Annotated in this window: 12 protein-coding genes; 10 read left to right on the forward strand and 2 right to left on the reverse strand. The window is 70.9% G+C overall.

The genetic code is table 11. The features are described 5' to 3' along the window. Positions 1 to 62 precede the first annotated feature (62 nt). Complete coding sequence (locus O5O46_RS11835) at positions 63 to 515, reverse strand: ATP-binding protein (RefSeq protein ID WP_269855308.1); 453 nt, start codon at positions 513 to 515, stop codon at positions 63 to 65. A 206-nt stretch (positions 516 to 721) separates the two neighbouring features. Between O5O46_RS11835 and O5O46_RS11840 the strand changes: the two genes are divergently transcribed. The 10 genes from O5O46_RS11840 to metG all read left to right on the forward strand — a co-directional run bounded on the left by O5O46_RS11840 (position 722) and on the right by metG (position 12269). Next, a complete protein-coding gene (locus O5O46_RS11840) occupies positions 722 to 1507 on the forward strand; it encodes a hypothetical protein (RefSeq protein ID WP_269855309.1) in 786 nt (261 codons plus the stop codon). Between the two features lie 121 nt (positions 1508 to 1628). Continuing rightward, the gene (locus tag O5O46_RS11845; protein ID WP_269855310.1) at positions 1629 to 2342 is read left to right on the forward strand and encodes a YcnI family copper-binding membrane protein; all 714 of its coding nucleotides are present in this window, start codon (positions 1629 to 1631) and stop codon (positions 2340 to 2342) included. A 73-nt stretch (positions 2343 to 2415) separates the two neighbouring features. Beyond that, entirely contained in the window at positions 2416 to 3081 is a 666-nt protein-coding gene (locus O5O46_RS11850; RefSeq protein ID WP_269855311.1) for an SCO family protein, read from the forward strand. Then, entirely contained in the window at positions 3078 to 3566 is a 489-nt protein-coding gene (locus O5O46_RS11855; RefSeq protein WP_269855312.1) for a copper chaperone PCu(A)C, read from the forward strand. The genes O5O46_RS11850 and O5O46_RS11855 overlap by 4 nt, the downstream gene beginning before the upstream one ends. A gap of 7 nt (positions 3567 to 3573) precedes the next feature. Then, on the forward strand, positions 3574 to 5466 hold the full coding sequence (locus O5O46_RS11860) for a copper resistance CopC/CopD family protein (protein WP_269855313.1): 1893 nt from the start codon (positions 3574 to 3576) through the stop codon (positions 5464 to 5466). Then, positions 5466 to 6737 (forward strand): iron uptake transporter deferrochelatase/peroxidase subunit, encoded by a 1272-nt coding sequence (efeB, locus tag O5O46_RS11865; RefSeq protein ID WP_269855314.1) that lies wholly within the window; start codon positions 5466 to 5468, stop codon positions 6735 to 6737. Before O5O46_RS11860 ends, efeB (O5O46_RS11865) begins: the two co-directional genes overlap by 1 nt. 52 nt (positions 6738 to 6789) lie before the next feature. Beyond that, the gene (pheA, locus tag O5O46_RS11870) at positions 6790 to 7722 is read left to right on the forward strand and encodes a prephenate dehydratase (RefSeq protein ID WP_269855564.1); all 933 of its coding nucleotides are present in this window, start codon (positions 6790 to 6792) and stop codon (positions 7720 to 7722) included. A gap of 631 nt (positions 7723 to 8353) precedes the next feature. After that, entirely contained in the window at positions 8354 to 9643 is a 1290-nt protein-coding gene (gene serS, locus O5O46_RS11875) for a serine--tRNA ligase (protein WP_269855315.1), read from the forward strand. Next, positions 9640 to 10443 carry an HAD family hydrolase gene (locus O5O46_RS11880; RefSeq protein ID WP_269855316.1) on the forward strand — a complete coding sequence of 268 codons (804 nt, stop codon included), beginning with the start codon at positions 9640 to 9642 and terminating at the stop codon, positions 10441 to 10443. The genes serS and O5O46_RS11880 overlap by 4 nt, the downstream gene beginning before the upstream one ends. A 92-nt stretch (positions 10444 to 10535) precedes the next feature. Further along, the gene (gene metG / locus O5O46_RS11885; RefSeq protein ID WP_269855317.1) at positions 10536 to 12269 is read left to right on the forward strand and encodes a methionine--tRNA ligase; all 1734 of its coding nucleotides are present in this window, start codon (positions 10536 to 10538) and stop codon (positions 12267 to 12269) included. Between the two features lie 227 nt (positions 12270 to 12496). Here metG and efeB (O5O46_RS11890) read toward each other — a convergent pair whose 3' ends face one another. After that, entirely contained in the window at positions 12497 to 13786 is a 1290-nt protein-coding gene (gene efeB, locus O5O46_RS11890; protein ID WP_269855318.1) for an iron uptake transporter deferrochelatase/peroxidase subunit, read from the reverse strand. Between the last annotated feature and the right edge of the window lie 8 nt (positions 13787 to 13794).

Raw genomic sequence — 13794 nt, forward strand, 5'->3', positions numbered from 1 at the left:
GCGGTCCGGGCTCACCCGCCGCGAGCAGCGCGGGCCGGTCCGCGGGATGGTGGCGGTCGTGGTCAGGACGCCTTGAGCAACGAGTCCTCGCGCCACTTGAGGACCTTGTCGAAGCTGACGACGGCGCCATGCCCGGGCCTGTTGTGGAAGTGGACGTGGTCCACCAGCGATTCGATCAGGAACAGCCCCCGGCCGTGCTCCGACTGGTGGGACCTGCGGCCCAGCGGGCGCACGGTGCGCCGGATGCGGCCGAGTGGGAAGCCCGGTCCCGAGTCGGTGACCTCGATCCGGCAGCGGTCGCCCTCGATGTGGGCGGTGACCTGGTATCCGCCGCCCGTGCTCGCGCCACCCGCGTGCTCCACGGCGTTCGCGCACGCCTCGGAGAGCGCCACCGACAGGTCGTAGGAGATGTCCGGATCGACGCCCGCGGTCTCCATCGTGCCGAGCAGTAGCCGACGGGCGAGCGGAACGCTCGCAGCTTCGCGCCGCAAATGGAGTGACCACCAGATGCTCATGCTCCAGCCTCCTGGCCGCGGCTCGATGTACGGATACGTATTGCCGCGAAAGTCGACCGGTAAGCGTGGTGTTGACGTGATGCCGCTCATTCGGCGGACGCATAGAACAGACATAGCGGAGTAATGGGGCACCTTTCGCGCACCGCCCCGAGCCGGGCACCCTGCTGTTCGGGTTGCCCGGGGCGGGTGGGATGATGACGGCCGCCATGACTGCCCCCGTGCGCGCCGGCGCCGATCTGAGACTGCTGAGGGCCGCGGTGTTCGCCGCGGTCTGCGTCACGCTGTCCGCGGCCGGGCACTCCATGGCGTCCGGGAGCGGCATCCCGCTGTGGGCACTGCTGGCCGGTTGGGCCGGGGTGCTGGCGGTGGCCGCGCCGCTGGCGGGACGGGAGCGTTCGCTGCCCGGCATCGCGGCGGCCCTGCTGGGCGGCCAGCTGGGCCTGCACGCCCTGTTCAGCGCCGGGCAGTGGTGCGCCGAACCGGTGACCGACGGGCGGTCGAGCCGGATCATGGCGCTCGCCGGGCATCTGCTCTGCAACGACCAGTTGCTGCGGCTGACCCCGGACAGCGCCGAGCGTCTGCTGCGGCAGGCCCATATCGACCCGTCGTCAGCTCCCACCCCCCCTCAGAACATGCCCGGAATGCCGGGAATGGCGGTCGGGCACGGCTGTCTGGCGTACTCGCTGCCGATGCTCTTCGGCCATCTGGCCGCCGCGCTGGTCACCGGATGGCTGCTACGCCGCGGTGAGGCCGCGCTGTGGCGGTTGGTGCAGCTGTCCGGCCACGGTGTGCGGCAGGCCGCCGGACTGCTGCCGCTGCGCGTCGCGCTGATCGCGGTACGGACCCTGGCCCTCGTCGCCGGACTGCTCGCCGAGCGGCTGACCGGGGTACGGCGGGGCCGTGCGGCGTACGGCTGCGCGCATCCGGAGTCGGTGCTCCTTCAGCACTCGGTGATCCGGCGGGGTCCGCCCGCCCTGGCCCTCGCGGCCTGACGCGACCTCCCCTAACACACACGGATCGGCGGAACACGCCCGTCGGCTACTGGGGTCGCGGCCGCATGCGCGTCACCCTGAAGATCGCCTTCCGCATCCGTGGAGTTCCAACATCATGACCATGACCACCTCACGCAAGCGCGCCATCAACCGTCTCGCGGCCGTCGGCGCCGCCGCCGGCGCCTCCGTGCTGCTGCTCGCCGCACCGGCCTTCGCGCATGTCACCGTCACCCCGACCACCGCCGCCAAGGGCAGCTACAGCACGGTGGAGTTCAAGGTCCCCAACGAGGAGGACAACGCCAACACGGTCAAGGTCGAGGTCAACTTCCCCACCGACCACCCGCTCGCCTCGGTACAGACCGAGCCGGTTCCGGGTTGGACCGCCTCCGTCACCAAGACCAAGCTCGCCAAGCCGATCAGCACCGACGACGGCCAGGTCACCGAGGCCGTCACCAAGATCACCTGGTCGGGCGGCCAGATCAAGCCGGGTGAGTTCCAGCGCTTCCCGGTCGCGCTGGGCCCGCTGCCGACCGACACCGGCACGCTCGCCTTCAAGGCGCTCCAGACCTACGACAACAACCAGGTCGTGCGCTGGATCGACACCTCGACGCCGGGCGGCGCTGAGCCCGCGCACCCCGCCCCGACCATCACCTTGACCGACGCCAAGAGCGGCGACGCCACCCAGACCGCCGCGCAGTCCACCGCGGCGAAGTCGTCCGGCGACAGTGACGACACCGCCCGGGTGCTGGGCGTCGTCGGCATCGTGCTCGGCGCCGCGGGTGTCGGCTACGGCGTGTTCGCCGGTCGCCGCCGCGGTGACGGCTCCGCCGCCTGACCTTCTCTCCGTACGGTCGTCCCGGTCCGTCCAGCGCGGGCCGGGGCCCGCACCACCTTTGGGGAATCCCTGAATGCGTACACGTAACCACCGCAGCCGCACGGTCGCGCTCTGCGCGGCTTTCGCGGCGGCCGCCGCGCTCGCCCTGACCGCGTGCGGCAGTTCCACCGACGACAAGCCGGTCGCCTCGGTCTCCGCCTCCGCCGCCAGTGGCAGCGCGCTGCCGCTCACCCCGCCGATGGCCAAGCCGAACCTGGTGCTCACCGACACCCACGGCCAGAAGTTCGACCTCGCCAAGGAGACCGCGGGCAAGCCCGTGCTGCTCTACTTCGGCTACACGCACTGCCCGGACGTCTGCCCGCTGATCATGTCCGACATAGGCAACGCCAAGCGCAAGCTGCCCAAGGCCGAGCAGGACAAGATCCAGGTCATCTTCATCACCACCGACCCCGACCGGGACACCCCGCAGCGCCTTGCCAGCTGGCTGCCCGGCCAGGGCCAGGGCTTCATCGGGCTGACCGGCGACTTCAACACCATCCAGGCGGGCGCCAAGTCGCTCGGCATAACGATCGAGAAGCCGGTCAAGCAGCAGGACGGCAGCTACACCGTCACGCACAGCGCCGAGGTCCTGGCGTTCTCCCCCAAGGACGACAAGGCGCACTACGCGTACACCGACAGCGCGGACTCGGACACGTACCAGCGTGACATCCCCAAGTTGATCAAGGGTGAGGACCTGTGAGACGACTCGCGGCGACCACGGCCGCTCTCGCGATCGGCGCGGTGGCGCTTACCGGATGCGGATCCTCCGGTTCCGGCAACGGAAAGCCCGCGGGCTCCTCCCAACCAGCCAGCGCCAGGCCCGAGTTGAAGGTCAGCGGCGGATACGTGCCGCAGCCCGCGATGGACGACATGGCGGCGGGCTACTTCACGGTGGACAACACCGGCGGCGCCGACGACCAACTGACCGGTGTCACCAGCGACGTGGCCTCCGACGTCACCATGCACCGCACCGAGTCGGACATGATGCAGGAGGTCAAGTCGTTCACTGTGCCCGCGCACGGAAGGCTCGTGCTGAGCACCGGCGGCAACCACCTGATGCTGATGGGGCTGAAGAAGAAGCCGACGGTGGGCGGGAAGGTGTCGTTCACCCTGCGCTTCGCCAAGTCGGCGCCGATCACGGTGACCGTCCCGGTGGAACCGGCGACCTACCGGCCGAAGGGCTGATCCGCCCATGGCCGCCGAACCGCTGACCACCACAGGGGGAAGGACGACCGCGCGGCGACTGCTGCTGGTGCTCGCCGCGCTGCTGACAGCCCTGCTGGCCGGGGCGGCCCCGGCGTCCGCGCACGCCGCGCTGCTGCGTACCGACCCCGGCGAGGGGTCGGTGGTGCCCTCGGCGCCGTCGCGGGTGCTGCTCACCTTCTCCGAGGGCGTGCTGCTGTCCAGCGACTCGGTACGGGTGCTCGACCCGTCCGGCAAGGAGGTCCAGCAGGGCGCCGCCCAGCACGCCAACGGCGCCACGGACACCGCGACCGTGCCGCTGCGCACCGGCCTCGGCAACGGCACGTACACCGTTGCGTGGAAGGCGGTCTCGGCGGACACCCATCCGGTCGCGGGCGCCTGGACGTTCTCCATCGGCGCGCCGTCGAAGACCTCGGCGGCGTTGCCCCGGCAGGACGTCGGCGGTGGCGCCGCCGGGGTGCTGTACGGGATCGGGCGCTATGTGGCGTACGGCGGGTTCGCGCTGCTGGTCGGTTGCTGCGCGTTCCTCGCGGTGTGCTGGCCGCGCGGCGCCCGGCTGCGGGTGATGCGACGGCTGGCGGTCGGCGGCTGGGCGGCGATGGCGGTCTCCACGCTGGCGTTGCTGCTGCTGCGCGGCCCCTACGTCAACGGGACCGGCCTTGGCGGGGTCTTCGACCTCGGTGCGGTGCGGTCGGTGGTCGACACCAAGCCGGGAACGGCGCTGCTGTGCCGGTTGCTGCTGCTCGCCGCGGCGGCGGTGTTCCTGTCGGTGCTGTTCGGTGCCGCGTTCACCCGGGGTGGCTGGGCCGGACGGCGGAACCTGGCGGTCGGGCTGGCGGTCGGCGGCACGGCGATCGCGGCAGGGCTGGCGGCGACCTGGTCGCTGGCCGAGCACGCCTCGGTCGGCATCCAGCCGGGCGTGGCGATGCCGCTCGACATGCTGCACCTGCTGTCGATGGCGGTCTGGCTGGGCGGGCTCGCCGCGCTGCTGACCGCGCTGTACCGGACCGCGGGCATCGAACGGGAGGCGGTGCGCCGCTTCTCGCGGATCGCCTTCGGGTGCGTGTGCGTGCTGGCGGCGACCGGCGGCTACCAGGCGTGGCGGCAGGTCGGCTCCTGGCACGCGCTGCTGACGACCTCGTACGGGCAACTGCTGATCGCCAAGGTCGCGCTGGTCGCGGTGGTGCTCGCCGCCGCGTACGTCTCCCGGCGCTGGACCGGCCGACTGGCCGAGCAGGACGTCCCGCAGGACGAGCCGGAACCGGTACCGGCCGCAGGGCCCGCCGAGACGACGTCCACGAATCCGGCGCGGGCCGCCCAACTCGCCCGGCAGCGGGCCGCGTTGGCCACCGCACGGGCACGCAGGCACCGGGACGCCGATCCGGCGCGCACCGGCCTGCGCCGATCGGTGCTGGCCGAGGCGGCCGTCGCGGTGATCGTGCTGGCGGTCTCCACCGTGCTCAGCGGTACCGAGCCGGGCCGGGCGGTGGAGGAGGCCGCCGCGGCGGGGGCCGCGCCTGGCGCGGTGCCGGTGAGCGGCGGACCGGTGTTCGCCGCCATCCCGTACGACACCGGCGGGGCGAACGGCAAGGGCACCGCCGGCGTGCACATCGACCCGGCCCGTACCGGAAGCAACGAGCTGCACCTGATCCTGACCGACCCGGCGGGCAACCCGGTCGACGTGCCCGAGGTGGACCTCTCGTTCACCTTGAGGTCCCGGGGCATAGGGCCGCTGCCGGTGAAGCTCAGCCACGCCGGTACCGGCGCGTGGACGGCGGAGTCCGTCCAGTTGCCGATGGCCGGGCAGTGGCAACTGTCCCTGACCGTGCGCACCTCCGACATCGACGAGGTCACCGAGACCAAGAATGTGGCGATCGGCTGATGAAGAAAGCTACGGCCAAACCGGCGGCGGAAAAAAGTGAACTGACGGTACGTCAGGAGATAACGAGACGGCGGCTGCTGGGGGCCGCGTCGGCCGCCGGTGCGGCGGGCCTGGTGGTCGGCGGCGCGGGCGGTGCGTACGGGTACGCGGCGACGTCCGATCACGCGCCACTGACGTCGGTGGGCAGTACGGCGGTCCCCTTCCACGGCGACCACCAGGCGGGCATCGTCGACCCGGCGCAGGCCACCGGGCACCTGGTCGCCTTCGACCTGGCACCGGACGCCGGGCGCAAGGGCGCCGCCGCGCTGCTGCGCCGCTGGTCGGCGGCGGCCGAGGCGATGACGGCGGGACGGGCCCCGAACGGCGACAACCAGATCGCCCTGGACGCCGGGCCGTCCTCGCTGACCGTGACCTTCGGCTTCGGTCTCGGCTTCTTCGACAAGACCGGGCTGAAGGACCGGGTGCCGGAGAACCTGGCGCCGATCCCGCCGTTCTCCTCCGACGCGCTCGACCCCAAGCTGAGCGACGGCGACCTGTGGGTGCAGATCGGCGGCGACGACGGGCTGGTCGCCTTCCACGCGCTGCGCGTGCTCCAGAAGGAGGCGGCCGGCACGGCGACGCTGCGCTGGCAGATGAACGGGTTCAACCGCGCCCCCGGAGCCACCGAGCGGCCCAGGACGCCGCGCAACCTGATGGGCCAGATCGACGGCACCAACAACCCCAAGCCGACCGACAAGGACTTCGCCGCCAAGATCTTCGTCTCCGGCCAGACCGGCGCCGCGAGCTGGCTGAACGGCGGCTCCTACGCGGTGGTGCGGCGCATCCGGATGCTGCTGGACTCCTGGGACCACCTGTCGCTGGACCGCCAGGAGCGGGTGATAGGGCGGCGCAAGTCGGACGGCGCTCCGCTGTCGGGCGGAACCGAGACCACGCCGGTGGACCTCAACAAGATCAACCCGGACGGTTCGCTGGCGATCCCCGGGGACGCCCACATCCGCGTCGCCGCACCCGCCTCCAACGGGGGCGCGGCCATGCTGCGGCGGGCGTTCTCGTACCACGACGGATACGACCAGGACGGCACGCCCAACGCCGGACTGCTGTTCGTGGCCTGGCAGTCGGACCCGTTCAACGGCTTCATCAAGGTGCAGCAGAAGCTGGACCGCGCGGACGGGCTGTCCCGCTTCATCCGGCACGAGTCCAGCGCACTGTTCGCGGTGCCGGGCGGCTGCGCACCGGGCGAGTACGTGGGGCAGCGGCTGCTGGAGTCCTAGGTACTGGACGGGCGCCCCCGACGGGCTGCCGTCGCACTAGGGTGGCCCCATGATGTCCTCGTCCGCCGCCAGGTACACGTATCTCGGGCCGGAAGGCACCTTCACCGAGGCCGCGCTCCGTACGCTTCCGGAGGCGGCGACCCGTGAGCTGGTGCCGATGGTCTCGGTGCCCGCCGCGCTGGACGCGGTGCGCAACGGGGAGGCGGGCGGCGCGCTGGTGCCGATCGAGAACTCGGTCGAGGGCGGGGTCACCGCGACGCTGGACGAACTGGCCACCGGCACACCGCTGATGATCTACCGCGAGGTACTGCTGCCGATCGCCTTCGCACTGCTGGTACGGCCGGGCACCACGCTGGCCGACGTGAAGACGGTCACCGGGCATCCGGTGGCCCAGCCGCAGGTCCGCAACTGGCTGAAGGCGAACCTGCCGGAGGCGGTGTGGGAGTCGGCGGCGTCCAACGCGGACGGGGCGCGGCAGGTCCAGGAGGGCCGGTTCGACGGCGCGTTCGCGGGCGCGTTCGCGGCGCGGACGTACGGGCTCGAACCGCTGGTCACCGAGATCCACGACGCACCCAACGCGCAGACCCGGTTCGTCCTGGTCGGGGCCCCCGGGCGGGCGGCGGCGCGGACCGGCGCGGACAAGACGTCGGCGGTGTTCTGGCTGGGTGACGACCACCCCGGGGCGCTGCTCGAACTGCTCCAGGAATTCGCGGTGCGCGGGGTGAACCTGCTGCGCATCGAGTCCCGGCCGACCGGTGGCGGCATCGGGCGCTACTGCTTCTCGGTGGACGCGGAGGGGCACATCACCGACCGGCGGGTCGGCGAGGCGCTGATGGGGTTGAAGCGGATCTGCCCGCAGATCCGCTTCCTCGGCTCGTACCCGCGGGCCGACGAGACGCCGCCGCAGGTGCGGCCGGGCACCACGGACGAGGAGTTCGCGGCGGCGGCCGACTGGCTGACCCGAGCCCTGGACGGCCGGGCGTAGCGCCCGCCTGCCGGTCGGTCGGCGGCGCGACCGCTGCGGGCCGGTTCGGTATCGCCCGCCTCCGACCGTGGCGGCTGCTCGCCGCCGCGGCGGGCGGAGACCTGCGGGCGGACGCGTTATCCACGGAGTTATCCACAGGTGCCGCTCGGGCTGGGGATAAGTCGACAGATCGGCGTTGGGGGTAATGCGGCTTAGTCGACAAATCGGTTCAACAAGAACAACCGGGCGTAGGAGGCAGGCACGCATCATCCGTCAGCTTAATTCCGGCAGGCAACCCTATAGAGGGAGTCAAGCGGAGTGATTCTCACTCGAAAGTGAGTATGGGGCCGGTTTAAACCCGGAATCATTGCCGCCAGCTCGTACCACAAAACGATCAAGACCGTTCTCCACAGACGCCGCGCACACCCTGTGGATAACGAAAAGCATCCCCACTCGCCTGTGGATAACCAGGGCCCCAACTCCCCTGCTCCACAGGGGAGATGCCCCCCAGGGAGGGATGCGGTGAATTCGGTTGACGGATAAGTTTCCCACCCTTATCGACTTTCCCCACCCTTTCCTTAAAACGGGCAAATCGCCACATAACGCACTTAACTTGTCGCGGCCACGGTCGGCGTCCCGGTAGCCTGTAGCCGTGATTGACCTTCGCCTGCTCCGTGAGGACCCCGACCGTGTGCGCGCCTCCCAGCGCGCCCGTGGAGAGGACGTCGGCCTCGTCGACGCACTGCTCTCCGCCGACGAGCGGCGCAGGTCGTCCGGCTCCCGCTTCGACCAGCTGCGCGCCGAGCAGAAGACGCTCGGCAAGCGCATCCCCAAGGCCACCGGCGACGAGAAGGCCGAACTGCTCAAGCAGGCCGCCGAACTGTCCGCCGCCGTCAAGGCCGCCGACGCCGAGCAGGACGAGGCCGCCGAGGAGGCCCAGCGCCTGCTGCTCCAGCTCGGCAACGTCGTCCACCCCGACGTCCCGGTCGGCGGCGAGGAGGACTTCGCGGTCCTTGAGACCGTCGGCACCCCGCGCGACTTCGCGGCCGAGGGCTTCGAGCCCAAGGACCACCTGGAGCTGGGCCAGGCGCTCGGCGCCATCGACGTGGAGCGCGCCGCGAAGGTCTCCGGCTCGCGCTTCTACTACCTCACCGGCGTCGGCGCCCTGCTGGAGCTGGCCCTGGTCAACGCGGCCATCGCGCAGGCCACCGAGGCCGGTTTCACCCCGATGCTCACCCCGGCCCTGGTCCGCCCGCAGGCCATGGAGGGCACCGGCTTCCTGGGCCAGGCGGCGGAGAACGTGTACCACCTGGAGAAGGACGACTACTACCTGGTCGGCACCTCCGAAGTACCGCTCGCCGCCTACCACATGGACGAGATCCTCGACGCCGCGCGGCTGCCGCTGCGCTACGCGGGCTTCTCGCCCTGCTTCCGGCGCGAGGCGGGAACATACGGCAAGGACACCCGGGGCATCTTCCGGGTCCACCAGTTCGACAAGGTGGAGATGTTCTGCTTCGTCGCCCCGGAGGAGGCCGAGGCGGAGCACGCCCGGCTGCTGGCCGGGGAGAAGCAGTGGCTCAGCTCGCTCGGCCTGCCGTTCCAGGTGATCGACGTGGCCACCGGCGACCTCGGCGCCTCGGCGTCCCGCAAGTTCGACTGCGAGGCGTGGATCCCGACCCAGGGCAAGTACCGCGAGCTGACCTCGGCCTCGAACTGCACCGAGTTCCAGGCCCGCCGGCTCTCCGTACGGATGCGCGAGGACCGGGACGGCAAGCAGGTCACCCGGCCGCTCGCCACGCTCAACGGCACGCTGTGCGCGGTGCCCCGCACCATCGTGGCGCTGCTGGAGAACCACCAGCAGGCCGACGGCTCGGTCGTGGTGCCCGAGGTGCTGCGGCCGTACCTCGGTGGCCGTGAGGTGCTGGAGCCCGTCGCCAAGTGACGCCGCCATACCGCCTCATCGCCACCGACCTCGACGGCACCCTGCTGCGCGGCGACGGCACCGTCTCCCGGCGCACCCGTGACGCGCTCGCCGCGGCCGCCGCGGCGGGCGCCGCGCACATCGTGGTGACCGGGCGCCCCGTATCCCGTACGAAGCACATACTGGACGCCCTCGGCTACCAGGGCCTCGCGGTCTGCGGACAGGGTGCGCAGGTCTACCACGCCGGGGAGCACCGGCTGCTGACCTCGGTGACGCTCGACCGGCGGGCGGCGGCGACGGCGCTGGCGAAGATCGAGGCGGAGACCGGCGAGCTGGCCGTCGCCACCGTCCGGGACGGCCTGGACGGCGAGTTCCTGATGGGCGACGGCTACCGGCTGGCGACCGAACTGCCGATCACGCGACTGAGGGAGCGCGCCGAGCTGTGGGCCGCGCCCATCGGCAAGGTGTTCATCCAGCACCCGCGGCTCGGCGACGACGCGCTCGCCGAGATCGCCCGGGGCGCCGCGGGCCACCTGGTCGGCGTGGTCATGGCGGGCGAGGGCATCGTCGAGCTGCTGCCGCTGGGCCTGAGCAAGGCCACCGGCCTGTCGCTGGCCGCCCGTCGGCTCTCACTGACCGCGTCGGACACCATCGCCTTCGGTGACATGCCCAACGACGTGCCGATGTTCGGCTGGGCCGCGTACGGCGTCGCGATGGCGAACGCGCACCAGGAGCTGAAGGCGGTCGCCGACGAGGTGACCGCGAGCAACGAAGAGGACGGAATCGCCCTGGTCGTTGAGCGGCTTCTCGGCGACCGCTGAGGCGGGAGTGACGGGGGATTTTCCGGGGACAGGCGCCCGGAGCCCGCATATACGATGTCTACAGCCGTAGACGAATCCTGGGAGCCCGAGCAATGGCCCGACACCTGATCACCAGCGCCCTGCCGTACATCAATGGCATCAAGCACCTGGGCAACATGGTCGGGTCCATGCTCCCCGCCGACGTGTACGCGCGGTACCTGCGGCAGCGCGGCCATGAGGTGCTCTACATCTGTGCCACCGACGAGCACGGCACCCCCGCCGAACTCGCCGCCAAGGAGGCCGGACTGCCGGTGGACACCTTCTGCGCGCAGCAGCACGAAGCGCAGAAGGCGGTCTACGACGGCTTCGAGCTGTCCTTCGACTACTTCGGCCGCAGCTCCTCCGCGGAGAACCGCGACATCACCCAGCACTTCGCGCGCCGGCTGAAGGAGAACGGCTTCATCGAGGAGCGCGCGATCCGCCAGGTGTACTCGCTGGACGACGAGCGCTTCCTGCCCGACCGCTACATCGTCGGCACCTGCCCGCACTGCGGCTACGACAAGGCGCGCGGCGACCAGTGCGAGAACTGCACCCGGGTGCTGGACCCGACCGACCTGATCGACGCCCGTTCGGCGATCAGCGGCAGCAGCCGTCTGGAGGTCCGGGAGACCAAGCACCTGTTCCTGCTCCAGTCCAAGCTGCAGCCCGAGGTCGAGGGCTGGCTGGACTCCAACGGCAGCAAGGAGTGGCCGACGCTGGCCTCCTCCATCGCCCACAAGTGGCTGACCGAGGGCCTCCAGGACCGTGCGATCACCCGCGACCTGGAGTGGGGCGTGCCCGTACCGGCCGATGCCTGGCCGGAGTTGGCGGCCGAGGGCAAGGTCTTCTACGTCTGGTTCGACGCCCCGATCGAGTACATCGGCGCCACCAAGGAGTGGGCGGACGCCGCGCGAGACACGGACCAGGAGGACCGGGACTGGAAGTCCTGGTGGTACGAGGCCGACCACACCGTCCGGTACACCGAGTTCATGGCGAAGGACAACGTCCCGTTCCACACGGTGATGTTCCCGGCCACCCAGCTCGGCACCCGTGAGCCGTGGAAGAAGGTCGACTACGTCAAGGCCTTCAACTGGCTGAACTACTACGGCGGCAAGTTCTCCACCAGCCAGCGGCGCGGTGTGTTCACCGACGCGGCGCTTGAGCTGCTGCCCGCCGACTACTGGCGCTACTTCCTGATGGCGAACGCGCCGGAGTCCGACGACACCAGCTTCACCTGGGAGTTGTTCGCCTCCTCGGTCAACAAGGACCTGGCCGACACCCTCGGCAACTTCGTGAACCGCGTGCTGTCCTTCTCCCGCAAGCGGTTCGGCGACACCGTCCCGGCGGGCCGCGAAGCGGGCGAGGCGGAGGCCAAGCTGGGCGAGCAGATCGCGGAGCTGCTGGCCGAGTACGAGGAGCACATGGAAGCCCTGCAGTTCCGCAAGGCCGCGCAGGCGCTGCGCGCGCTGTGGAGTGCGGGCAACTCCTACCTGGAGGAGAAGGCTCCCTGGCTGGAGATCAAGACCGACCAGGACGGCGCGGCGCTCACCCTGCGCACCGCCATGAACCTGATCCACCTGTACTCGGTGGTCTCCGAGCCGTTCATCCCGGCCTCCGCGCGGGCTATGCGCTCGTCGTTCGACCTGTCGGACGACGACGCGCGGTGGGTGACCGCGGACCAGGCCCGTTCGCTGGACGCGGTCCCGGCCGGAACGCCGTTCACCGTTCCCCCGGTCCTCTTCGCCAAGATCACGGAGGAGGACCTGGAGTCCTACCGCGAGCGCTTCGGAGGCTCGGAAGCCGCGTAACGCGTTTCGCTGGGCGGATTGGGCGGTTGGTCCGCCGCCGGTCCCGCTTCGTCGTGGTCGCTCACCGTCGCGGCGGCAGGAAACCCGGGGGCAAGCCCCCAGGCCCCCGGCATCCGAGGGGTTTGGGGCTTGCCCTCAGGTCTTTTCCGCCGCGTCGGCAAGAAACCACGAGGGCAGAGCCCGGCGGTGCCGAACGAACCGCAACCCCACTGGTAAGGGCTCGCCGCCTAGGCGGAGAGCAGGCCGCGGCCCAGCCAGTCGTTCTCGTCCCGCACGCCCGGCAGGCAGAAGAAGTAGCCGCCGCCGGTCGGGGAGATGTAGTCGACCAGCGGCTCGTCGATGAGCCGGGTCTGGGTGGCCTCGAACTGCCGCACCACGTCCTGCTGGTAGCAGCAGAAGACCAGTCCCATGTCGAGGTTGCCGACGTTGTCCACGCCGCGGTCGTAGTTGAAGCCCCGGCGCAGGATGCGCGATTCGTCGGACTTGGCGGTGCGCGGGTTGGCCAGCCGGATGTGCGCGTCCAGCGGGATCGCGTTGCCCTGCGGGTCCTTGGCGTAGTCCGGGACGTCGGTCTCGGTGACGCCGTCGAGCGGTGCTCCGGTGTCCTTGCGACGGCCGAACATCTTCTCCTGCTCGGTGAGCGAGACCCGGTCCCAGAACTCGACGAGCATGCGGATGATGCGGATCACCTGATAGCTGCCGCCAACCGCCCACGAGGGCTCACCACTTGAGCCGGTCACCCAGACCAGGTGGTCCATCTCGCGCGGGGACTTCACGTCCGGGTTGGCGATGCCGTCCTTGAAACCGAGCAGGTTGCGCTGGGCGCCGGTCGGACGCGGCGCGCTCTGGAAGCCGTCGATCTTCCACTTGATCTGCATCGCGCCACGGGTGTGCTTGGCGATGTCGCGCAGCGCGTGCAGCACGCTGTCCTGGCTGCCCGCGCAGATCTGCAGCGACAGGTCGCCGTGGCACTCGGCCGGGTTGAGGTTGTCGTTGGGGAAGGTGCGCATCGGGGTCAGCTTGCGCGGCTTGGCCTTGGCGAGCCCGAAGCGGTCGTCGAACAACGAGGAGCCGACGCCGAGCGTGACGGTGAGCGCGTCGGCCGGAACGACCGGCCCCAGGATGCCGTTGTCGGACGGCGGCGCGCCGACGCCGAGGTCGACCGGAGTGCCTCCGGCGGTCAGGAAGCGCGCCCGCTCGGTGATCGTCCTGAACAGGTCGGCGAGTTCCTTGCGGTTCTGCGCGATCACGTTGAACGAGACGAACGTCGCGGCCGTCGGCTGCGGGGTGAGGATGCCCGCCTGGTACTGGCCGTGGAAGTCGACGGCGCCCGCCCGGCTGGTGATCGGCGCGCCATGCTCCGTGGTGCCGTCGGTCTCGGCCGAGGCCCGGCCCGCGCTCAGCGCGACGCCGCCACCGGCGAGCACGGCACCGGCCGCGCCCGCGCCCAGTGCCGTCTTCATGAACGAACGGCGCCCGTGCCCCGCCGGGCAGCCGCCCTGGGCGGCGGCGGACATGGCTTCGT

Origin of the sequence: Streptomyces sp. RPT161, from assembly GCF_027533845.1 — a bacterium.
GTDB lineage: Bacteria > Actinomycetota > Actinomycetes > Streptomycetales > Streptomycetaceae > Streptantibioticus_A > Streptantibioticus_A silvisoli_A.

Bases quoted from the DNA above. Each gene is read 5' to 3' on its own strand.
- O5O46_RS11835 (WP_269855308.1), bottom strand. From the start codon at position 515: ATGAGCATCTGGTGGTCACTCCATTTGCGGCGCGAAGCTGCGAGCGTT.
- efeB (WP_269855318.1), bottom strand. From the start codon at position 13,786: ATGTCCGCCGCCGCCCAGGGCGGCTGCCCGGCGGGGCACGGGCGCCGT.
- O5O46_RS11860 (WP_269855313.1), top strand. From the start codon at position 3,574: ATGGCCGCCGAACCGCTGACCACCACAGGGGGAAGGACGACCGCGCGG.
- O5O46_RS11850 (WP_269855311.1), top strand. From the start codon at position 2,416: ATGCGTACACGTAACCACCGCAGCCGCACGGTCGCGCTCTGCGCGGCT.
- metG (WP_269855317.1), top strand. From the start codon at position 10,536: ATGGCCCGACACCTGATCACCAGCGCCCTGCCGTACATCAATGGCATC.
- O5O46_RS11845 (WP_269855310.1), top strand. From the start codon at position 1,629: ATGACCACCTCACGCAAGCGCGCCATCAACCGTCTCGCGGCCGTCGGC.
- efeB (WP_269855314.1), top strand. From the start codon at position 5,466: ATGAAGAAAGCTACGGCCAAACCGGCGGCGGAAAAAAGTGAACTGACG.
- pheA (WP_269855564.1), top strand. From the start codon at position 6,790: ATGTCCTCGTCCGCCGCCAGGTACACGTATCTCGGGCCGGAAGGCACC.
- O5O46_RS11840 (WP_269855309.1), top strand. From the start codon at position 722: ATGACTGCCCCCGTGCGCGCCGGCGCCGATCTGAGACTGCTGAGGGCC.